Origin of the sequence: Oceanobacillus sp. AG (assembly GCF_009746545.1) — a bacterium.
GTDB classification, from domain to species: Bacteria; Bacillota; Bacilli; order Bacillales; family Amphibacillaceae; genus Oceanobacillus; species Oceanobacillus indicireducens.
Map to the genome: position 1 here is coordinate 1 of NZ_WOWT01000018.1, position 21894 is coordinate 21894.

Sequence of the window (21894 nt, forward strand, 5' to 3'; positions counted from 1 at the left end):
TAACTTAAAATGCCAGGGGACCAAGCGAAGACATTCGCGCGGTAGCCGAAAAAGCGTACAACTATAGAGTGCCGGAAATACTGGGGTGAAGAGGGTACCGAGAAAAGCTTGACACAAACGCTTTAACCACAGGGGTTGTCAGTTAAATGAGAACGAGATATAGTGTATACTAGATATATATTATAGAAGAAACGGGATGATCAGTTATCATGCTGTTTTTCTTATGTATAAACAAAGAGGATTGGAGGGGTAACTTTCGGCGAGAAAATAAAAAGGGCGATAATGGCGAACGCTTCTGTCCGTTGGATTTAAGCGCTTATATACAATCTTATTGCAAATAGACCGAATGGGTTGATAATTAATTTGAAATGCTTTAAGATTGTAATGAGAATAGATTGAGAATGAATATCAAGTTCATCTCGGAAAACTAGAATAAGCATTTGGAGGTATTGATTATGTCAGGATCAGTTTTAGAAATCAAAAATCTTCATGTTTCCATTGAGGATAAACAAATATTAAAAGGTGTAGACCTTACAATTAAGGGCGGGGAATTCCATGCAATCATGGGACCGAACGGAACAGGTAAATCTACATTAGCATCAGCAATTATGGGGCATCCCCTTTATGAAATAACAGAAGGAAGCATTACGTTTAATGGTGAAGACGTATTAGAAATGGAAGTAGATGAGCGCGCAAGAGCAGGTCTTTTCCTAGCAATGCAATATCCAAGTGAAATCAGCGGTGTAACAACTTCTGACTTTTTACGCAGTGCAATTAATGCAAAACGTGAAGAAGGCGATGAGATTCCATTAATGGAATTCATTAAAGAACTTGATGAAACACTTGATTTCCTTGAAATTGATAAGAGCATGGCTACACGTTACTTGAACGAAGGATTCTCTGGTGGGGAGAAGAAACGTAACGAAATCCTTCAATTAATGCTACTAAAACCGGAAATCGGTATTTTAGATGAAATTGACTCAGGACTTGACATCGACGCGTTAAAAATAGTTTCTAAAGGTATTAACAAACTACGTGATGAGAACTTCGGAACATTAATCATTACTCACTACCAACGTTTATTAAACTACATCACACCGGATTATGTACATGTCATGATGCAAGGCCGTGTCGTAAAATCTGGTGGTCCAGAGTTAGCTAAGCGTCTAGAAGCGGAAGGCTACGAATGGATTAAAGAAGAGTTAGGTATCGAAGACGAAACAATCGAACAAAATGCATAAACGTTAGGAGGAGTATCATGACTGTGGAAACAAAACTGTCATTTGATAAGGCTTATGTTGAACAGTTTTCAAAGAAAAGAAATGAGCCAGAGTGGATGCAGAAATTCCGCCTGGATGCGATAGAGCAGGCTGAAAGCTTGGAAATGCCAAAGCCTGATAAAACAACAATTAGAAATTGGAACTTTACAGAGTTCAATCATGATTTCAAAACTGGTGAATCAGTATCTTCCATTCAAGACCTTCCGGAAGAATTACGTGATTTCTTTGATGAAAAGCAAGCACCGGAAAACTTGATCATTCAGCGTAATCATTCTGTTGCTTACGCTGCATTGAATAATGAATTAAAAGAAAAAGGTGTCATCTTCACTGACATCCATACTGCTATCCGTGAACATGCGGATCTCGTTCAAAAGTATTTCATGACGGAAGATGGTGTTGCTGTTAGCGAGCATAAGCTGACTGCACTTCATGCCGCCCTTGTTAATGGTGGTGTATTCCTTTATATACCTGAAAACTTGCAAATTGAAACACCAATTCAATCCATTTTCTGGCAAGAAGACCCAGAAATCACACTCGTGAACCATGTACTTGTTGTTGTGGATAAAAACAGTTCCATCACATATGTGGAAAACTATCTTTCCCATAATGAAGAATATGAAACGGTTGCCAACATCGTAACGGAAGTATATGCACTCGACGGTGCTAAAGTTGCATACGGCGCAGTTGATAACTTTGCAGCTGCAACTACAACATATGTGAACCGCCGTGGTATCGCAAGCCGTGACGCAACAATTGATTGGGCATTAGGACAAATGAACGACGGAAATACCGTTTCAGAAAACGTCACTCGCCTAGTCGGTGATAACTCCACTTCCCAAGCGAAAGCTGTATCGGTTGGCCGTGGAAAACAGACACAAAACTTTACTTCTGTTATGCACCATGACGGAAAAGCTTCCGATGGTTTCATTTTACAACGTGGTGTAATGACGGAAGGTTCTACAGCAATCCTTAACGCGATTGGTAAGATTGAGCATGGTGGAACGAAAGCAAACTCTGAACAGGAGTCTCGCGTACTTATGTTAAGTGAAAAAGCTCGAGGTGACGCTAACCCTATTTTGCTTATCGATGAGGATGACGTTACAGCAGGACACGCAGCTTCAGTAGGTCGTGTTGATCCATTGCAAGTATACTACTTGAAGAGCCGTGGGTTGACTGAAGAGGAAGCGCAACGTCTGTTAATTCATGGATTCCTTGATCCTGTTGTTTCCCAGCTTCCGATTGAATCTGTGAAAAAACAATTAACACAAGTGATCGAAAGGAAAATCAACTAATGGACGTAAGCGCCATTAAAGAACAGTTTCCGATTCTGGGTCAAGAGGTGAATGGACACCCGCTCGTATACCTGGATTCCTCAGCTACTTCACAGAAGCCCGTTTCTGTGATAGAAGCTGTGGCCAAGTACTACCGGGAGACGAACTCTAACGTTCACCGCGGCGTGCATACTCTAGGAACACGTGCTACCGATCAGTACGAAGGAGCACGTGAAAAGGTAAGAGCTTTCATTAATGCTAAAAGTACTGCCGAAGTTATTTTTACCCGCGGAACTACAACCGCTATTAACACAATAGCTTGGAGCTATGCGCGTGCCAATTTAAAGGAAGGCGATGAAATTGTTATCACGCCGATGGAGCATCATAGTAACATTATTCCTTGGCAACAGGCAGCTAAAGCTACTGGTGCAACTTTGAAATATATTCCGTTACAAGAGGACGGCACCGTGTCACTGGAAGACGCTCGGGAAACAATTACTCCAAACACAAAAGTTGTCGCTATCGCTCATGTTTCGAATGTTCTTGGAACAATCAATCCGATCAAAGAGATTACAAAGATTGCACATGAAAATAATGCAGTTATTGTCGTTGACGGAGCCCAGGGTGCGCCACATATGCAAGTGGATGTACAAGATCTCGATGTAGATTTTTATGCATTTTCTGGGCATAAAATGTGCGCCCCAACTGGAATTGGTGTATTATATGGGAAACGCGAACTTCTAGTGAACATGGAACCGGTAGAATTCGGTGGGGAAATGATTGATTTCGTTAACCTTTATGATTCTACTTGGAAAGAACTGCCATGGAAATTCGAAGCTGGTACTCCAATCATTGCTGGTGCAATTGGTCTCGGAGCCGCAATCGATTTTCTAAATGAAGTTGGTTTAGATAATATTTTAGAACATGAGAAAAAATTGGCGGCATACGCAATAGATAAGTTGCGTGAAGTGAATGGGATTACAATTTATGGTCCAAAAGAGCGTGCTGCCCTTGTAACCTTTAATTTAGGAGAGGTTCATCCGCATGATACGGCAACCGTACTCGATGCGGAAGGAATTGCAGTTCGTGCAGGTCACCACTGCGCACAGCCGCTGATGAAATGGTTAGACGTTACGGCAACAGCTAGAGCAAGTTTCTATCTGTATAATACAGAGGAAGATGTAGACCGTCTCGTCGAAGGACTGTTAAAAGCGAAGGAGTATTTTGGTGATGTCTTATAATTTAGATACGCTTTACAGACAAGTAATCATGGATCACTATAAAAATCCGAAGAACCGCGGATTAATTGAGGGTGATTCTCTTACCGTTGATATGAACAATCCTACTTGTGGAGACCGGATTGAACTGCAACTGCAGCTTGAAGATGGCATTGTAAAAGATGCCCGCTTTGAAGGAGAAGGCTGCTCCATCAGCATGTCATCCGCATCGATGATGACCCAGGCAATTAAAGGGAAAAAGGTTGACGAAGCACTTGCGATGTCTGAACTTTTCTCTGATATGATGCTTGGAAAAGAAATCGATACTGATGGCTTTGAATTAGGGGATATTCAAGCCCTTCAAGGTGTATCCAAATTCCCGGCCCGGATTAAATGTGCAACATTGGCCTGGAAAGCTCTTGAAAAAGGTGTCCATGATCAGGGATAAGGTGTTTTGAAATATCTGAAGGAGGGTTACAACTATGGCTAGGAATATGCCTGAAATAGGAGATTATAGATATGGTTTCCGTGACAAAGACGTATCGGTTTTCCGTACGGAGAGAGGATTAACTCGAAAAGTCGTTGAGGAAATCTCCAAAATGAAAGAAGAACCACAATGGATGCTAGATTACCGCTTGAAAGCGTTGGAGCATTTCTATGCACGTCCAATGCCGCAATGGGGCGGTGACTTATCAGGACTTGATTTTGATGAGATCATCTATTATGTAAAACCATCGGAGAAACAAGGTAGAACTTGGGATGAGGTTCCAACAGAAATTAAACAGACATTTGACAGACTTGGAATTCCTGAAGCAGAGCAGAAGTATCTTGCTGGTGTATCTGCTCAGTATGAGTCTGAAGTAGTTTATCAGAGTCTGAAGGAAGATCTTCAAGAATTAGGAATCATTTTCACAGATACAGATACTGCTTTGCAGGAGAATGAAGAATTATTTAAAGAGTATTTCGGTACAGTAGTGCCATATTCCGATAACAAGTTTGCCGCTCTGAACTCTGCAGTATGGTCCGGCGGTTCCTTCATTTATGTTCCAAAAGGAGTCAAAAGCTCAACGCCGTTGCAAGCATATTTCCGTATTAACACGGAAAATATGGGACAGTTTGAACGTACGCTAATCATTGTTGATGAAGATGCATCTGTTCACTATGTGGAAGGATGTACAGCACCAACTTATTCATCAGCATCCTTGCATAGTGCAGTAGTTGAAATCATCGTTAAGAAAGATGCATACTGTCGTTATACTACAATCCAGAACTGGTCCAGCAACGTTTATAACCTTGTTACGAAACGTGCAACTGTAGATGCGAACGGAACAATGGAATGGATTGATGGTAACTTAGGATCGAAATTAACGATGAAATATCCTTCTATTCTCTTGAAAGGTGAAGGAGCAAGAGGTAATACACTATCGATTGCGCTAGCTGGTAAAGGACAATTACAGCATGCTGGTGCAAAAATGCATCACTTAGCACCGAATACATCTTCAACGATTGTATCGAAGTCCATTTCCCGTAATGGTGGTAAAGTTTCTTATCTTGGACTTGTTCACTTCGGACGTAAAGCGGACGGAGCACGTGCGAATATCGAGTGCGATACATTGATTATGGACAATGAGTCTACATCTGACACAATTCCATACAATGAAATCTTAAATGACAATATCTCACTTGAGCATGAAGCGAAAGTATCCAAAGTTTCCGAAGAACAATTATTCTATTTAATGAGTCGTGGCTTAGATGAATTCGAAGCAACAGAAATGATTGTTATGGGCTTCATCGAACCATTCACAAAAGAACTTCCAATGGAATATGCAGTTGAAATGAATAGACTGATCAAATTCGAAATGGAAGGCTCTATCGGATAATTTTAAATAAAACATCCCCGTCACAGATATGTGGCGGGTTTTTTGTGCGTTTGGCAGCACATCGAACTAATCGCTGATAGCCTCTAACACGTCGTTGTGGCGAAAGTGTCTAGCTGAAAAGCAGCAGTGCGTGGTCGTGGGGCAATGTCGGAGGGTTTGAAGGGACAGGCGACATCAAAACCAAACCCATGCTGGTAGAAGCGGATAACCTTGCACAAGAAGGGAATATCCCATAATGGATACGGATTCCATTAGTTATGAAGGCTGGTTTCGGGGGAAAGTTCGGTGGCATGACCCGAGGAGGTCTTACTGTCTCTACTCCGTGGTAAACCTTAGGTAAGTCTGTGATGGACAAGCCAAGCTTATGGATAGTAAGAAGTAGAGCAGGGAATAGTAATGAAAAGGCCCACTGGAAAAGTTGCAAAAGTGAGTGACTCCGTATGATAAGTAGAAAATGGTGTGCTTACTCTATTGTTGTACGGGAAATTATAAATAAAAAGATGATAATAACTTGAGTTACTTGTAATGGCATGTTCTGAATAAGCTTTTTTTGTACTGTACCCGCTAAAATTGTGGAGTTTTTCAAGTAAATAGTGTATTTTAGTATGATGGAGAATGTCGAAGGAAATTACACTATTAGGATGATGATTAAGTTATGAAGAATATATGGGATATTTTTAAAACAGATTTAAATAATATACGGAAGAAACGTGCTGCAATCATCGTGATTGTAGCTCTAATGATTTTACCTTCCATGTATGCGTGGTTCAACATTTTACCTTCGTGGGATCCATATGCCAACACGGAGAATGTTGCGGTAGCAGTTGTGAACCTGGATGAGGGCGCGGAGGTAGAAGGAGAAACGGTCAATGTCGGGGATGAGGTTGTTACAAACTTAAAGGATAATAAGAAGCTAGGCTGGCAATTTGTTGATGAAAAGGAAGCGAAAGAAGGTCTTGAAAAAGCGGATTATTATGCGTCTATTACGATTCCGTCTAATTTCTCCGAGAAATTAACGAGCGTTCTGGATGATAAACCCGAAAAGCCTGTATTGGATTATTATATTAATGAGAAAGTGAACGCCATTGCTCCGAAAATTACGAATGCAGGGGCAACTGGTATTGTGGAAAGTGTCCATCAAGGATTTATTAAAGTTGCCAATGAAGCGATTTTTACAGCATTCAATGAAGCCGGAATTGAACTGGAAGCGAACAAAGAAAGCATTGAACGCTTAAGGGATGCCATCTATCAGTTAGAAGAAGACATGCCTGAAATTGAGCGACTTTTAGGTGTTGCGGGAGATGATTTAGACAAAGCGGAAGATGCGAGCGAAAAAGCGCATGAAGGTGTTAAGAAAGCAGAAGAAGTGAGTGTACAAGTTCAGGCACTTAGTGAAAGAGCTAAGGAGATTCTTAATGAAACTGATAAGTATGTAGACGAATATGTTCCCATTGTTAAAAATGATTTAACAACAGCACAAAAAGTTATCAAAGAAGTTCCAGGGGTAATTAGTCAAATATCCGAGAAAGAAGATTCTTTTGATGAAGTTGTAACAAAAATAGAAAATAGCACAGGAAAAATCGATCAAGGAATCGAAGTCCTGCAGTTATTGGAAGAAGCGTTGAAAAATGCGGATGAAGAAGCAACCAACGGCAACCAAATCGCCAATCTTGTTGCCCAATTAGAAGAAGACAATGAACGGCTCGAAAAAGCGAAACAAGATCTGCTGGCTACGATTGATGTCATCGAAAATGCACCAGATAACGGGGAAGATGCACCAAGTGAAGATGAGAAGTCTTTAGAGCAGTTAAAAGCGATGGTAGAAATTATCGAAGCTAGACAAGCAGCAATTCAGCATGCAATCGAGGCAAGTAAACAAGTTGAAGAATCTATTGCAGATGGTATTTTCCTTGACGGAGTTGATAAGGTTGCGGGTTATGAAGAAGATCTAAGACAATTCAAAGATGAAGTGCTTGCAAAAATTACTGCAGCTAAGGAAGGGAAAGCAAAACTAGCCGACGTATTAGATTATATAGAGGAACACGCTTTACGAATTAATACAACCATTAATGATTTATTAACATTTATCGATCAAGATTTAATGCCAACCTACAATAAAGAAATGAACACGGCCCGAAATGCAATTCATGAAGCAGATAAAAAAATAGAAAAAGTCACTTCCTACTTTCCGAAAGTAGAGGAAATTTTAAATAAAGTTGATGCAGGAATCGGTACAGGAAAAAAAGAGTTGGACAAAATTCAATCTGTTTTTCCTGAAGCGAAAGAGAAATTATTTAGTTTAGCGAAGAAAACGAGGGAATTAGAAGCTAAAGGAGATCTCGAAGAACTGATTGACTTTCTACGGAATGATCCGAACGCAAAGGAAGAATTCTTCGCAGATCCAATCATTCTTCAGGAACACAAATTATTCCCAATTCCGAACTATGGATCAGGCATGGCTCCGTTCTTTACGACACTCTCCCTCTGGGTTGGGGGGCTGATCCTCGTTTCTACTTTGATTGTTGACGTACCGAATAAGCATAAATACAAGGGCTATGAAGCATATTTCGGCAGATTTATAACATTTTGGTTGATTGGACTGGTACAGGCTTTAGTTGTCACTTGCGGTAATTTGTTCTTGCTTGAAACATTCGTTGTACACAAATTCCTATACGTTCTATTTGCTTTTCTGATCAGTACAGTGTTTATGGTGATTATTTATACATTTGTCTCCGTCTTTGGAAATACGGGCAAAGTGATTGCGATTATCTTGCTCGTTATGCAACTCGGAGCGTCGGGGGGTACCTTCCCAATCCAGACAACACCGCAATTCTTCCAAACAATCCACAAGTTTATGCCGTTTACGCATGGATTGGGCTTGTTAAGGGAAGCGACAGGTGGAATTGTTTGGTCCGTCGTGCTCACCCATATCGCTTGGCTTGTCGGTTTTATGATCATCTTCTTGTTTATCGGTATTAAACTAAAAGAAACAATAAATAAACGAAGCGATAAGTTCTTAGAAGAAGCACGTGAAAGTAAAGTTATTTTATAATGAAAAACCCGCCATTTTTAGTGGCGGGTTTTTCCTCATTGCATAGCGTCCTATAAAATATAAATGTTGTGCATAACTTAGATATCCAGGGCTAGCCACGTCCGCTCTGCGCCCAGCAACTATCAAACTTCACACTCCTCCAATCGATAAAGAAGACTTGCCGAGCGGTCTTTGTGAGGCTTAGTCGCCCTTATACCCTTGTGGTGAAAGCGGGCATCAACTCAAAGAGAAAAGGAAGGCCGACTAAGAACGGGCCAAGGCCCAACTCACGTCTACCCTAAAGGGGCATGTTTCCTTTATCTCATTCCGTAAAGGGGAAGTTCGATTAAGTTCGCTCACGTATGGGGCAACATCGAACTACCTCCCGTCCTGGGAGGCACAGTTTGTACGTTGCTACGACGCACAGGATGTGCTAGTGCAGGTGTTGCGACAGGACGTCGCGTTTTTAACCTGCAAGGGCGCTTACGCCTTTGTTTTTTCGGGCAGAATAGGAGTAACAAATTGATTAGCTATAAGGATGGAGGTGAAAATCATTCTTGAATTACGCAAGGGTATCTGGGTAATGACGCAAACATGGAATGATCTTTTGTTCATGCACCTACCTGTTCCAGCAGACATTCTACGCGAACAAATTCCGCAGGGCTTAGAACTTGATACCTATAATGGAAAGGCTTGGATTTCGATTGTCCCATTTGCAATAACCGATATGCGTCTCCATTTTACTCCGCGACTTCCTTATTTCCATTCCTTATTGGAATTGAACGTACGCACATATGTAAAAAGAAATGGAGAAGCAGGAGTTTATTTTTTCAGCCTTGATGCGAATCAGTGGCTAACTGTTCTGGGAGGGCGGATATTTCATGCGCCATATCATTATGCGGGTATCCATATGAAGAAAGAACGGAACTGGATAAATTTTACAAGTAAGCGCAAGGGAAAATCATCGATCGGTTTTACTGGAAAGTATCGACCGGTTACTGGTGAATATAAACCGAGTGCATCGAGTCTTGCCTACTGGCTTGTGGAAAGGTATATATTCTGGTCGGAGCGAAACAGCTCTCTTTATAAAGGTGATATCTACCATGAACCATGGAAATTACAAGAAGCAGAAGTGATTCTTTCCAAACAGAATATGTTGCCCGATTTTCTAGGAATAGAAGAGGCTGGTAATCCGGTATTCCATTACGCCGCAAAGAAGAAGGTGTATTCCTGGTGCGTGAGGAAAATAGAAGAACTATAAAAAACTGCCCCTTTTTCATCATTGGACCTAAATAAGAATAAGCTATAGTACATGTCCAAATTCAAAGGAGGGGCAGCGTGAAAGAAATCTTTATAAAGAATACGCTTGTACTTGCCGGTGGGGCAATACAGGGCTTTGCTATGGGGCTGTTTCTCTTCCCGCAATATATTCCTTCAGGGGGAGCGGGCGGGATTACCGTTCTTTTTAATTATTTATTTGGAATGAGCATGGGAACTGCACTTTGGGTGATCAATTTTTCGCTCCTGTTACTCGGACTTTATATATTAGGGAAACGTTTTGCAAGCTGGACCGTGCTTGCAATTACAATGACTTCTATAACTGTAACCTTCTTTGAGCATGTTACAATTCCGAACCGATCGCTCTTCTTTGATCTTATTGTTGGTTCAATATTTTTAGGGATCGGGATTGGAATCCTGATGCGCCAAAATGTTTCCAATGGTGGTATTGGTGTCATTGCTCTAATCTTAGCAAGGAAATATGGTTTCCTGCCCGGCCGTTCTTTATTTTGGATCAATAGTTGTATCTTTTTATTCGCTGCTTTGTTGATCGACTGGAAAATAATCATCCTCGCCTTCATCAGTCAGTGGATTGCCACGAGGATTGTTAATATCATTGTTCAATTCCAGTTTACAATGAATGAGTCCTATTCGCTTGATTGGCGAAAGAAGTAGCTTATACATACGTATAGCGGAAAGCTTTCTTCGGATCCTTCTTCCCGTCTTTTCCTTTTACATGAATAAGAAAGAGAACGAGCAAAGCAACGAGGAAAGTGAAAGCAGCGATGGTTGTGAACATGCCAGTTCTGGACCAGTCCATTAACCGTGTGAATATGGGTGGTCCGAGAGCGACACCAAGAAAACGAACGGAACCGTACAAGGACGAAACGAAGCCTCTGCGTTCTTTACCGACTGCTCCAGTAATTAAACTGTTCACACACGGTAAAGTAAGTCCGGCTCCGATACTGCTTAAAGCAAGTCCTATTAAAAAGGGAACGAGACTCTCAAGCCAGATAAGCGAACTATAAGATACCGTCATAAACAGCAGTCCAATGACGGAAAAGCGCTTCATGCGGACCAAGTTATTTCCAATCTTACTCCCCGTCAGATAAGACGTACTCACCATGACGAGAAGTGGAATTGCTAAGATAAGTCCTTTTCGTACACCGTCAATTTGATACGTTGTCTCTAGAACATCCGATAAATAAAAGAGAATCCCAAATAGTGTAAATAAACAAGTGCCTCCCGCAAGATAAGCAGTGAACAGCCATCTACCTTCGTGTTTAAACACGCTGAGAAGCCCTCGTGCATACTTGCGAAATGGAGGAGGAGATTGGCGATTTTTCTTCTCTTTTACAAAAATCCAAACTAAAATTGCCGCTATGATGCTTAGAACCGGAAAAGCGAAGAACACGGCATACCAGACAATTAAAGCGAATAGCGAGCCAATTATCGGCGATAGTACTTTACCTAGCCCATTGGAAGCTTCGAATATTCCGAGAACCCGGCTGCGTTCGCCACCTTTGAATAAATCACCAATCAGCGCCATAGCTATCGGGGCACTGCCAGCTGCTCCAATACCTTGTATCGTCCGGCCGACAAGAATCCATCCATAGGAATCAAATAGTGCAGCTGCAAGTCCAGCAAGCAAAGCACCGCTTGCAAAGAGGATGAGCGATGGTAACATAATGATTTTCCGAGAATAGCGATCGGACAGATAACCGACAATCGGAATCATGATTGCTGCTGCAATTGAAAATACGGTAATTGTCAAACTAACTTGGAGCTGGGATAAGTCGAGCGAAGATTTCATCTCCGGAAGAATAGGAATTAACATGGAATTCCCAAGAGTCATCATGAGTGGAACAGATCCGACGGCTAGTATTGTCATTCCATTGTTCGTTTTTTTCAACGTTGTGCACTCCTTGCGCTTATTTGATATTGATTGGCGGAAGGACGAGCCATCCTTTTTCTCTTGCTATATCTATTATTTTCTGTTCATATTCCTCTTGTTGGCCATGGAAGTCACTGAACATGGAACGGATGTCTTCGTTTAAAGCGATTCCTGTCACATAACTGCTGTCAGCCCTCGTCGACACCAGTTCCCTCTGAATAAGGTTGAAGATTTCCGCATCATTAAATCTTGCACCGGCGGGAATATCTTCCACATCTACATTAGGTCTGTCCGGAGGTGCCGGTGGCAAGCGGATGCCAGCTTCTTTTAAAATCCCTTCGACTTGCTGTTCTTCCTGAATGAGACAGCTTTCAACAAAGTCTTCGCAATATGTTTTTAAATCATGATCTCCTGCATGATTAATAAGCACTTGCATCGTAACGAGCAGATGCTTCGTATGATATAAATAATTCCATAAATGGTACACCTCACCTGAATGGAATGGTTCATCTTGTTTCTTTGTAGTCATACTAACCCTCCTTTTAATCCTGTATAGTTTCTCTCTTCGCTTCGGATATTATCCAAGAAATGAACAAAATAGGCAGCCCCTGTTAGGCGTAGCGACATGTAATGAAGAATTGAAATAGACAGTAACCTAGATATTTTTTGTTCATAGGCTAACATCAGAAATATAATTATAAAGGATGGTAGCTATTGTGAGGAAATTGATGTTACTTGCTTTTTTTATCGTTTTACTTGTCATTGCAGGCTGCAACAGTACAGGGACGATTACCAGTTTGGATCAAGATGAAGAGATCGTTCGGATTGGATATCAGAAAAATGGTCCCCTGCTTTTATTAAAATCCTTAGGTACGTTAGATGAACGTCTGGAAAAACAAGGGTTTAAAGTTGAATGGAAGGAGTTTCAGGCGGGTCCGCTACTTGTTGAGGCGTTAAATGCGGAAGCAATCGATTTTGGCAGAACCGGAAATACACCCGTTATCTTTGCTCAAGCTGCTGACACTTCATTTACCTATGTTGCTGCAGGATTTTCCAAATATAAGGGAAGTGGTATTTTAGTACCTAACGATTCTGATATCACGAAACTTGAAGATTTAAAAGGGAAAAGAATAGGTTTTTCAAAAGGATCAAGTTCCCATTACCTGTTAATTAAAGCATTAGAAACAGCAGGTCTCACGTTGGATGATATAACATCGGCATATCTTACTCCAGGAGATGCCCGGGTTGCTTTTGAACAAGGTACGATTGATGCAATGGTTGTATGGGACCCGTACGTGGCATCGACTGAGCTTGAATCAAATGGCAGACTTCTTATTGATGGGGAAGGTTTAACAACAGATAGAGATTTTTTTGTAGCTACCGAAACCTTTAAGGAGAAGTATCCTGAAGTCATTGAAATAATTATAGAGGAAGTTGCCGCATCATCAAGATGGGCTAACGAAAATCCTGATGAGTTAGTTGATATGTTAGTACCTATATTGGGAATCGATGAAGCGGCTATTCGCATGATGATTGAACGGAGAACGTATGGTGTAGAAGATTTGTCAGAAGAGATCATGGAAGAACAACAGGAAATTGCAGGCATTTTTTACCAACTGGATATTATACCAAAGTCCATAAAGGTTAGGGAAACAACGGAGTAACGGAAGATGGGGGTATTGATATGAAAGGAAATAAGCGAACATCAACAAGAAGCCTATTGCCTTGGCTTATTCCATGCTCGTTAATCATTGTTTGGCAACTTATGTCCATTACAGGCATTCTTTCAGAAAGAATAATACCTGCCCCAACACAAATCATCGAAGCGGCAATTCTTCTACTAGGAAACGGGGAATTGTATGACCATATGTCCATTAGCTTAACAAGAGCAGCAGTTGGCTTTATCATCGGTGGATCAATCGGTTTTATGCTTGGTTTACTAAATGGCGTATTTCGCATTTCCGATTTACTGTTTGATACATCCATTCAAATGTTGCGGAACATCCCGCATTTGGCTTTGATTCCGCTTGTGATTTTTTGGTTTGGGATAGGGGAAACATCAAAAATATTTCTCGTAGCTTTGGGGGTGTTGTTTCCCGTTTATATTAATACGTATCACGGAATTAAATCGGTTGATAAGCGATTAATTGAAATGGGTGAGTCTTATGGATTAAAAGGCTACAAACTATTTTTTCATGTCATTTTACCAGGTGCACTATCTTCCATTTTAGTTGGAATTAGATTTTCCCTTGGAGTGATGTGGTTAACACTAATCGTCGCGGAAACAATCTCTGCTCAATCGGGGATTGGCTATATGGCTATGAATGCTAGAGAGTTTATGCAAATGGATATTATCGTCTTAAGTATTCTCATTTATGCAGTGTTTGGGAAGGTGTCTGATGTTATTGCGAGGTATCTCGAAGGAAGGTTATTAAAATGGAATACATGAAGAATATTAAAGGGGGGGAGTTGATTTGCTATCGTTACAACGAAATGGCGTAAACGTTCAAATCAATAGCCTTGAAAAAAGTTATGGTAAGCGCGAAGTATTAAATGGGGTAAACGTAAATATAAAGGCAGGAGAATTTGTTGCGATTGTAGGGAAAAGTGGTTGCGGGAAAAGTACATTCCTCCGCCTTGTTGCAGGCCTAGAAGATGCCAAGGCTGGTTCGATTCAATTGAATGAGGAGCGATTACAAGGTCTAAATAAAAAGGCCCGAATGATGTTTCAAGATGGCAGGTTGCTTCCGTGGAAGCGGGTAATTGATAATGTCTGTATCGGACTCCCTGGCGATCAGCAAAAGAAAGCTTTAGAATCCCTCACCCAAGTGGGGCTGGAAGATAGAGCAAATGACTTTCCTTCCATGCTTTCCGGTGGTCAAAAACAGCGGGTTGCTTTAGCAAGAGCATTGGTTCATGAGCCAAATTTACTTCTACTAGATGAACCTCTAGGCGCACTTGATGCGCTAACAAGGTTAGAAATGCAAGAACTGATTGAAACATTATGGACAGAAAAGAAATTTACAGCAATTCTTGTTACACATGATGTAGAAGAAGCAGTTGCAATAGCGGACAGGGTGATATTAATAGAGGATGGGAGGATAGCGTTAAACCAAAACATTGCGTTGGCACGGCCAAGAAAACGAACAAACCCGACCTTTGGTATGTATGTAGAAGAAATCCTTACAAGAATTATGAATAAAAGAACAGAAAAAGAATATACACAACCGTTTCATGAAAAATCACTATCCCTTCTTAATTCCGTAAATAATTAGAGCAACGCCAAGAAAAATCCACAGGAATTTACTAAAGGATATTTTTGTGGACATCCCGATTATCCCAATTGCAGTAGTGAGCAGGAGGATAAGGGGGCCGACAAAAGCGAGTGAACTATTAATGATTAAAGTTTTTTCTATCTCATTAAATTTAATCATTAAAAATGCCGCAAATATTTCGATCGAACCGGAAAAAATCCGTAATAAGGCTATAGACAGAACAGCCTTTTCCAATAGACTAAACATCGTACTCCCCCTGCAAAAATATGTTTATTTTTAAATATATGCCCGGCCAGTCCAAAAAAGGACTGTATGAAAAATTACAAGCTTAAAAAGGGAAGTATGTATGCAAAAGATGAAAGAAGGGGTTTATGCCTTTATATATGAAAGAGATCTGTATTCTTCCGATGACCTTACAACTCGCTGCAAAATAATATTAAAACTGCATTAAAAGCAATTTTTATTAATTTAAATACCTATCTTTTAAGGGGATTCTCTTAAAAGATAGGTATTTTCTGCAGATAAAGATAGGACCACTTCAAACAAACCTTCTTACCAGCTTCGACTATGCAGAGACTGCTGCAGAGGGAGAAATCTTAATGAGACACAGCGACCGATGCAGTCTCCAAACGCACTTAGTAAATTTCGGGAGCGTTATTATGATTTGTAGGGTTTATCTCTAGTGTTATATCCCACTTTCATTTATTTAATCCAAAAACAGTAGCTGCCTGGATTTTTTCAAAAACCGTATCAAGATCTAAAATGAGATCATCAATATGCTCAATTCCAACAGAAAAGCGTAAGAGGCGGTCATCGACCCCGCGACTTTCCCGCTCATCCAGCGGAATATCGGCATGGGTCTGTGTGGTCGGATATGTAATAAAGCTTTCGACACCACCTAGGCTTTCTGCAAAGGTGATCAGCTGCAGATTTTGTAAAAATGGATTAATTAAAGCTTCATCCTGTAAACGGAACGAAAGCATCCCGCCAACTCCTGGATATAGAACATTCTCGACTGCATCGTGCACATTTAAATATTCCACTATTTTCTTCGCATTCTCCTCATGACGTTTCATGCGCAGTCCAAGTGTCTTCATCCCTCGAACAATTAAAAAAGAATCGGCAGGGGAAAGCACTGCCCCAGAAGAATTATGATTCGTTGCAAGGAGTTCTGAAATATCTTCATCTTTTGCGACGACTAATCCCGCCAATACATCATTATGGCCGCCAATATATTTCGTTGCACTATGAATGACGATATCGGCACCGAGCTCTAGTGGCTGCTGTAAATAAGGTGTTAAAAAAGTGTTATCGACAATGAGTAATAAATCATGTTCTTTAGCGAGTTCGGCATATGTTGGGATATCAATTGTCTCCATGAGCGGGTTCGTCGGAGTCTCAATGAAGATAGCTTTTGTACTTTCCGTAATCAATGCCTCTACAGCAGCGACCGATGCGAACTCGGAATAGCATGCCTTTATATTGTATTTTTCCTCATATTGCTTTAATAAACGATAGGTTCCACCGTACACATCCGCTGAAAACAATAAGGAAGCCCCAGATTTAAACAAGGATAATACAAGTTGAATGGCAGCCATTCCGGAACTGCAGGCGAATCCTGCATAGCCATTTTCCAAATCGGCAATGCCCTTTTCCAGGATCTCTCGCGTCGGATTTTTCGTTCTGCTATAATCGTATCCGGTTGATTCACCGAGACCCTGATGTTCATAGGCAGTAGTTAAGTAAATCGGTGTACTTACTGCTCCCGTTTTTTTATCCGATCGATTTCCTAATTGGACTAAACGACTTTCAATCTTTTGTTTTGTCATCTTATCACCCTATTCTTCGTAATAAAAAAGAGACCTTCTATAAGAAGAAGGTCCCGGTATCTACACAAGTACGCTCTTCTTATCTTCAAGACGGCAGGCCGTCAATTGGAATTAGCACCGGGCTCACGTATTTAAGCTGGTTGCTGAGACTTCATTGGGCCAAATCCCTCCGTCTCTCTTGATAAGAAAAAATTATGAAGTTTTTAATGATTGAATATATAATAGTACAGCTATTCAGAAAATGCAAGAGAAATAAAGAATACATAATGAATATGCAAAATAGTTTGCATCAGGAAGAATCGCTGATATAGTTTCTTATAGGAATCCATTTGATTATGGACGGTTTAGGCTAAGGAGCAATATTTATGAAGGAAAAACTTTATTTTTATTATACAAATGATTTGCATAGTGATTTCAGCCAGTGGCCGCGGACAGCTGGCTATTTAAAGGATATGAAAAAGAATCGTATCGCTCGGGAGGAAGCCCATTATTTAGTTGATGTTGGTGACCATATGGACCGTGTTCATCCAATATCGGAGGCTTCGATGGGAAAGGCGAATGTGAAGCTTTTAAACGAGGTCGGTTATGATGTCATCACACTTGGGAACAACGAAGGGATTACACTATCCCATGATGATTTATATCATTTATACGACGGGGCGGAATTTGAAGTTGTCTGTGCGAACTTGAAGCATAAAGAACATAATCCACCTGCATGGCTGCACGATACTCGAATTATCCAGACGGAATCGGGACTAAGGATCGGAATGATCGGGCTTACTGCTCCGTTCAATGCTTTTTACGGGCTACTCGGCTGGTACCTAACTTCCCCCTTTGAAGAGTTGGAAAAACAGCTGGCCTCTTTAAAGAAAGAAGCGGATATTATCATTCTTCTATCCCATTTAGGAATTAGTGAAGATGAAGCGATTGCGCGGAAATTCCCGGATATCGACGTTATTATTGGAGGGCATACTCACCATCTGTTGCGGACCGGTGAATATGTGAACAACAGTCTTCTCACTGCTGCTGGCAAGCATTGTATGTATGTTGGCGAAGTTATCTTAACATATGATCATGATAAAAAGGAGCTCATCCATAAAGAGGCTTATACAACAGATGTATCAAGCTATCCCGAAGATGAAGATACGAGAGGGCTGCTTACTGAATTGGAAAAAGAAGCTTCTGGAATATTGGGAACAGAAGTTGTTTATCTAGAAGAAGGGTTTCAAGCGGATTGGTTTAGCGATGTGCCGATGATGCAAGATTTGACGGAAACAGTACGGAAATGGACGGATGCTGATGCATCTTTGTTGAATGCTGGACTTCTGCTTGACGGCTTGCCAAAAGGAATGGTCACTTACGGTGATATCCACCGGATTTGTCCGCATCCGATCAACCCAGTTGTCGTGCATTTGAGGGGAGATGAATTGATTGAAGTGATCCGTGCTTCCTTGAAGAAAGATTTCATGGAGATTCAATTGAAAGGATTCGGTTTCCGCGGGAAAGTCATTGGCAGAATGCTTTTTGCTGGGTTATCCATATCTACGACACTACGGGCGAACGGAACGGAAGCAGTGACAGGGGTAACGTTCCGTGATGGTTCAGCTGTGGAAAAGCAGAAAACATATCGCATTGCTACTGCCGATACATTTACTTTCGGTCGCCTTCTCCCTGAAATTGCCAAATCAGAAATGAAACAATACTTCCTACCTGAATTTTTAAGGGACTTATTACTCGATACGTTAAGAAATAAAACACCGCAGCCTTAAGATGCCGATTGTGACAGAGGAGCCTGCTTTTGCATACTTTATTATGTAACTAAAGGAGGCATCCGGAGATGATTACTGTTAATCCAATTGAAATTGAAGGGATGCAGTTCACAGCAGTAAGTGTCGAACTGCCAAAGACGACATTACTCACGGTTTCAAACGAAGTCGGCTATATTATGTGTGCTGCACTGGATGTGGATATTTTCAATGAGATTCCGAAGTTGCGGGAAAGGGAGGTAATTGCAGGGAGAGCGATAGGCGTGCGGACGATTGACCAATTACTCGCTGCTCCACTCGAGAAAATTACGGATGCATCGAAAGAATACGGCTGGAGAGAAGGAATGACGGGAAGGGAGGCTCTTCTTCTTATTTCATAAGTTTAGCACGTCTAACCCCTTGCATCGTTGCATAAGCATGATGTGAGGGGGTTTTTACATGCGGAAGAGACGTATCCCTAGAAAATTTGGCTCACCTCCAGCGCAAATCATATTGATACTTACAGTCATTATCTTTACGATATCGATTCTTGTGAGCATTATGGTTATCGATAAGGGAATTAAGCCAACGTTAATGGAGATTGCAACGGAAAAGACGAATGAGTTCGCTACCCGGGCAATTAATCGTGCAGTTAGTTTCACGGAGGACTATGATTTTTCCGATATAGCGAATATTACATATGATAAAAATGGGAATGTTGCTGCCTACTCCCCGGATGCAGCGACAATTGCTGAAATAAACCGAAATGCGACCAACCGGGTGGAGGAATATTTTCAGCGCTTAAATCGGGGAGACCCGATATTTTATGAAGACGAAGAACCTTTCGAGTTTGAGGAAGGGGCAACGGATCGTATCATGAATGATCCTACGTTGGTTGAAATTCCTTTAGGGCAAGTTACCGGAAACACCGTTTTAGCTAATCTCGGACCGAAAGTACCGATTAATTTGGAAGTGATTGGAACAGTACGAACGGATATTACAAGGGAGCAAACGGAATTCGGAATAAATGGAGTATGGATTTCCTTTTATTTGGATGTGGAAGCAGATGTACAAGTCATTATTCCATTCACTTCGGAAGTGACGACAGTAACTGCAGAAATCTATATTGATGGGGGTGCAATACTTGGAGATGTACCTGATTTTTATGGAGGCAATTCCGGTCCATCGATTGCCGTTCCAAGGAATGAAATCGGCCGGGACTTGCAGAATGCGGAATAATCTAGTATAGTAGGTTCAGAATTGAATAGTCGCCTTTTTGATCGGTGAGGTAGAGGTGCGAGTAATATGAGTAGCCAACAGGAGAATGACAACGTTGAATGTTAGTGAAAGGATTGTTTGCCGAAGCGTAATAAGCGTCAACTTATTATTTGCTGGTATGTCTTTGAATAAGGGGCATACTGTCATGCTAATACATTGCATGGAGAACTACTGATCGAAATGGAGGATAACGTATATTGTTAAAGAAACAATGATGGGTTATTTTCTATCATTGTTTTTTTATGTGAATATGTACCTTCCATTCGTTCAACTTGTACTCTATGCTATGAAATTTTTAAAATGGAGGAAAGACGAAATGGTAGGTACTTTTTATTCCCTTATTCCTGCACTTGTAATGCTCGTGCTCGTCATTGTCACGAAACGGATTCTGCTTTCTTTAGGGGCAGGAATTGTTTTGGGTGCTTTTTTCATACATGAATTCAACATACTAGATTCCTTGCAGGAGGTATGGCTCGTATTCTATGAAATATTTGTGGTAGATGGTTCCCTTAACGTTGATAATCTATTCTTACTTGCATTCCTGCTCTTATTGGGAATTATGACGGCCTTTCTTCAAGGATCCGGTGGTAGTCGGGCGTTTGGAGAATGGATGTTAAAACATGTAAAGACTCGTACAGGTGCAAAGTTAATGACAGGAGTTCTCGGTGTTATTATTTTTATCGATGATTACTTTGCCAGTTTAGCAGTTGGACAAATTGCCAGGCCGGTAACAGATCGGCACAACATATCCCGTGCGAAATTGGCCTATTTGATTGACTCTACTGCTGCTCCAATGACTGTGCTTTCGCCAATCTCCAGTTGGGGTGCATTTATTATTGGGTTGTTAAGCTCCATTTTTGTAGCAAATGGTATCACGGGTATTCAGCCAATGGAAGCTTTCATTAAAATGATTCCAATGAATTTATACGCCTTGTCAGCAATCTTACTTGTGTTCCTTGTTTCTTATTTGAAAATGGATATCGGAAAGATGCGGGTACATGAGAAGCGCGCAATGAAAACAGGCGAATTGATCGATCCAACTAATAGTAAGGTCCCTGGTGACTTAGGTGATACGGTTGAGGCCCATCCAAAAGGAAAAGTCTATCATCTGATTTTACCCATTGTTGTGCTTGTCGTAGCGACTGTATCAATGATGCTAATTACAGGTGCAATCGCAACAGAAGGTAAGGTAACCATCCTTTCTATGTTTGCTAATACTGACGTGAATCAGTCTCTCTTGATTGGGGGAGCAATTGCGGTCTTGCTTGGACTTATTCTACATGTGATGCATGATCCGCCAAAAGCAAACATTGGGAATATTTTTGTCCAAGGAATGAAATCGATGTTGCCTGCGATTTATATACTAATACTCGCATGGATGATCGGATCGATTATTTCATCCCTTGAAACGGGAACATATTTAGCAGAGTTGCTTCATGGAGCAAATGTTAGTTCGATGTACTTACCTGTGTTGTTCTTTATTATTTCCGGTTTAATGGCACTCGCAACCGGTACTTCTTGGGGAACATTTACCATTATGCTTGCTATTGGTGCTGAAGTTGTGATGGTGATTGACCCTGTTCTATTACTTCCAACACTTGGAGCTGTACTAGCTGGGTCCGTGTTTGGGGACCATTGTTCACCGATATCTGACACGACCATTCTTTCTGCAACAGGAGCGGGTGCAAATCATATTGATCACGTTTTAACGCAGCTGCCATATGCACTGCTTGCTGCTGGTGTGTCGGCGTTAGGATTCCTGTTGATGGGTGTGTTGGATATGATAGTTCTGCCACTAATCATTACATTAGGACTGATTGTAATTATCGGATTTATCATCCACCGCAATAATACAATGAGAGAAGCCTAATAAAGTGAAACTCATTCAGTGGGGGGATTACAGACCGTTAAAAAGC

19 protein-coding genes and 2 riboswitches are annotated in these 21894 nt (G+C 41.1%); of the genes, 15 read left to right on the forward strand and 4 right to left on the reverse strand.

Going from position 1 to position 21894, the window contains the following annotated elements; all coding sequences use genetic code 11:
• The first annotated feature begins 455 nt into the window (after positions 1-455).
• From sufC to GN217_RS10770, 8 genes are all read left to right on the forward strand, one after another.
• Positions 456-1241, forward strand: a complete 786-nt coding sequence (sufC, locus tag GN217_RS10735; protein WP_156856685.1) for a Fe-S cluster assembly ATPase SufC — start codon at positions 456-458, stop codon at positions 1239-1241.
• 17 nt (positions 1242-1258) lie between these two features.
• Positions 1259-2572 carry a Fe-S cluster assembly protein SufD gene (gene sufD, locus GN217_RS10740; protein WP_156856686.1) on the forward strand — a complete coding sequence of 438 codons (1314 nt, stop codon included), beginning with the start codon at positions 1259-1261 and terminating at the stop codon, positions 2570-2572.
• A complete protein-coding gene (locus tag GN217_RS10745; protein WP_156856687.1) occupies positions 2572-3792 on the forward strand; it encodes a cysteine desulfurase in 1221 nt (406 codons plus the stop codon). Before sufD ends, GN217_RS10745 begins: the two co-directional genes overlap by 1 nt.
• The gene (sufU, locus tag GN217_RS10750) at positions 3782-4216 is read left to right on the forward strand and encodes a Fe-S cluster assembly sulfur transfer protein SufU (protein WP_156856688.1); all 435 of its coding nucleotides are present in this window, start codon (positions 3782-3784) and stop codon (positions 4214-4216) included. Before GN217_RS10745 ends, sufU begins: the two co-directional genes overlap by 11 nt.
• A gap of 34 nt (positions 4217-4250) precedes the next feature.
• Positions 4251-5648: a Fe-S cluster assembly protein SufB gene (gene sufB / locus GN217_RS10755; RefSeq protein WP_156856689.1), complete on the forward strand. Its 1398-nt coding sequence runs from the start codon at positions 4251-4253 to the stop codon at positions 5646-5648.
• Between the two features lie 655 nt (positions 5649-6303).
• The gene (locus tag GN217_RS10760; protein ID WP_156856690.1) at positions 6304-8700 is read left to right on the forward strand and encodes a YhgE/Pip domain-containing protein; all 2397 of its coding nucleotides are present in this window, start codon (positions 6304-6306) and stop codon (positions 8698-8700) included.
• Between the two features lie 562 nt (positions 8701-9262).
• Positions 9263-9940 (forward strand): YqjF family protein, encoded by a 678-nt coding sequence (locus tag GN217_RS10765; RefSeq protein WP_188858244.1) that lies wholly within the window; start codon positions 9263-9265, stop codon positions 9938-9940.
• 77 nt (positions 9941-10017) lie between these two features.
• Positions 10018-10632 carry a YitT family protein gene (locus tag GN217_RS10770; RefSeq protein ID WP_229782725.1) on the forward strand — a complete coding sequence of 205 codons (615 nt, stop codon included), beginning with the start codon at positions 10018-10020 and terminating at the stop codon, positions 10630-10632.
• Between the two features lies 1 nt (position 10633).
• On the opposite strand, the gene GN217_RS10775 is transcribed toward GN217_RS10770, so the two are convergent.
• Both GN217_RS10775 and GN217_RS10780 read right to left on the reverse strand, forming a co-directional pair.
• Positions 10634-11848: an MFS transporter gene (locus GN217_RS10775; RefSeq protein ID WP_156856755.1), complete on the reverse strand. Its 1215-nt coding sequence runs from the start codon at positions 11846-11848 to the stop codon at positions 10634-10636.
• 40 nt (positions 11849-11888) lie between these two features.
• The gene (locus tag GN217_RS10780) at positions 11889-12380 is read right to left on the reverse strand and encodes a DUF3231 family protein (RefSeq protein ID WP_156856692.1); all 492 of its coding nucleotides are present in this window, start codon (positions 12378-12380) and stop codon (positions 11889-11891) included.
• A gap of 187 nt (positions 12381-12567) precedes the next feature.
• Between GN217_RS10780 and GN217_RS10785 the strand changes: the two genes are divergently transcribed.
• The 3 genes from GN217_RS10785 to GN217_RS10795 are packed head-to-tail and all read left to right on the forward strand — an operon-like array spanning position 12568 to position 15126.
• Positions 12568-13515, forward strand: coding sequence for an aliphatic sulfonate ABC transporter substrate-binding protein (locus tag GN217_RS10785; RefSeq protein ID WP_232334407.1), 948 nt, complete (start codon positions 12568-12570; stop codon positions 13513-13515).
• 20 nt (positions 13516-13535) lie between these two features.
• Positions 13536-14300, forward strand: coding sequence for an aliphatic sulfonate ABC transporter permease SsuC (gene ssuC, locus GN217_RS10790; protein WP_156856693.1), 765 nt, complete (start codon positions 13536-13538; stop codon positions 14298-14300).
• A gap of 25 nt (positions 14301-14325) precedes the next feature.
• Positions 14326-15126, forward strand: coding sequence for an ATP-binding cassette domain-containing protein (locus GN217_RS10795; protein WP_156856694.1), 801 nt, complete (start codon positions 14326-14328; stop codon positions 15124-15126).
• Here the strand turns inward: GN217_RS10795 and GN217_RS10800 are convergent.
• Together GN217_RS10800 and GN217_RS10805 are read right to left on the reverse strand one after the other, a co-directional pair.
• Positions 15097-15372, reverse strand: a complete 276-nt coding sequence (locus GN217_RS10800) for a YqhV family protein (protein ID WP_156856695.1) — start codon at positions 15370-15372, stop codon at positions 15097-15099. The two genes, GN217_RS10795 and GN217_RS10800, sit on opposite strands and share 30 nt — an antisense overlap.
• Positions 15373-15824: 452 nt before the next feature.
• Positions 15825-16955, reverse strand: coding sequence for a methionine biosynthesis PLP-dependent protein (locus GN217_RS10805; RefSeq protein WP_156856696.1), 1131 nt, complete (start codon positions 16953-16955; stop codon positions 15825-15827).
• Between the two features lie 76 nt (positions 16956-17031).
• Positions 17032-17143, reverse strand: a riboswitch (SAM riboswitch).
• A 177-nt stretch (positions 17144-17320) separates the two neighbouring features.
• On the opposite strand from GN217_RS10805, the gene GN217_RS10810 reads away from it, so the two are divergent.
• From GN217_RS10810 to GN217_RS10825, 4 genes are all read left to right on the forward strand, one after another.
• A complete protein-coding gene (locus tag GN217_RS10810) occupies positions 17321-18724 on the forward strand; it encodes a bifunctional metallophosphatase/5'-nucleotidase (RefSeq protein ID WP_156856697.1) in 1404 nt (467 codons plus the stop codon).
• Positions 18725-18792: 68 nt separating this feature from the next.
• Positions 18793-19101, forward strand: a complete 309-nt coding sequence (locus GN217_RS10815) for a YunC family protein (protein ID WP_156856698.1) — start codon at positions 18793-18795, stop codon at positions 19099-19101.
• A gap of 58 nt (positions 19102-19159) precedes the next feature.
• Positions 19160-19939 (forward strand): sporulation protein YunB, encoded by a 780-nt coding sequence (yunB, locus tag GN217_RS10820; protein ID WP_156856699.1) that lies wholly within the window; start codon positions 19160-19162, stop codon positions 19937-19939.
• A 42-nt stretch (positions 19940-19981) separates the two neighbouring features.
• A riboswitch (Lysine riboswitch) is annotated at positions 19982-20157 on the forward strand.
• Positions 20158-20294: 137 nt separating this feature from the next.
• Positions 20295-21848, forward strand: a complete 1554-nt coding sequence (locus GN217_RS10825) for a Na+/H+ antiporter NhaC family protein (protein WP_156856700.1) — start codon at positions 20295-20297, stop codon at positions 21846-21848.
• The last annotated feature ends 46 nt before the right edge of the window (positions 21849-21894 follow it).

Coding starts and splice junctions, on each gene's coding strand:
- sufC (WP_156856685.1), top strand. CDS start 456: ATGTCAGGATCAGTTTTAGAAATCAAAAATCTTCATGTTTCCATTGAG.
- sufD (WP_156856686.1), top strand. CDS start 1,259: ATGACTGTGGAAACAAAACTGTCATTTGATAAGGCTTATGTTGAACAG.
- GN217_RS10745 (WP_156856687.1), top strand. CDS start 2,572: ATGGACGTAAGCGCCATTAAAGAACAGTTTCCGATTCTGGGTCAAGAG.
- sufU (WP_156856688.1), top strand. CDS start 3,782: ATGTCTTATAATTTAGATACGCTTTACAGACAAGTAATCATGGATCAC.
- sufB (WP_156856689.1), top strand. CDS start 4,251: ATGGCTAGGAATATGCCTGAAATAGGAGATTATAGATATGGTTTCCGT.
- GN217_RS10760 (WP_156856690.1), top strand. CDS start 6,304: ATGAAGAATATATGGGATATTTTTAAAACAGATTTAAATAATATACGG.
- GN217_RS10765 (WP_188858244.1), top strand. CDS start 9,263: ATGACGCAAACATGGAATGATCTTTTGTTCATGCACCTACCTGTTCCA.
- GN217_RS10775 (WP_156856755.1), bottom strand. CDS start 11,848: ATGACAATACTAGCCGTCGGATCTGTTCCACTCATGATGACTCTTGGG.
- GN217_RS10780 (WP_156856692.1), bottom strand. CDS start 12,380: ATGACTACAAAGAAACAAGATGAACCATTCCATTCAGGTGAGGTGTAC.
- ssuC (WP_156856693.1), top strand. CDS start 13,536: ATGAAAGGAAATAAGCGAACATCAACAAGAAGCCTATTGCCTTGGCTT.
- GN217_RS10800 (WP_156856695.1), bottom strand. CDS start 15,372: ATGTTTAGTCTATTGGAAAAGGCTGTTCTGTCTATAGCCTTATTACGG.
- GN217_RS10805 (WP_156856696.1), bottom strand. CDS start 16,955: ATGACAAAACAAAAGATTGAAAGTCGTTTAGTCCAATTAGGAAATCGA.
- GN217_RS10810 (WP_156856697.1), top strand. CDS start 17,321: ATGAAGGAAAAACTTTATTTTTATTATACAAATGATTTGCATAGTGAT.
- GN217_RS10815 (WP_156856698.1), top strand. CDS start 18,793: ATGATTACTGTTAATCCAATTGAAATTGAAGGGATGCAGTTCACAGCA.
- yunB (WP_156856699.1), top strand. CDS start 19,160: ATGCGGAAGAGACGTATCCCTAGAAAATTTGGCTCACCTCCAGCGCAA.
- GN217_RS10825 (WP_156856700.1), top strand. CDS start 20,295: ATGGTAGGTACTTTTTATTCCCTTATTCCTGCACTTGTAATGCTCGTG.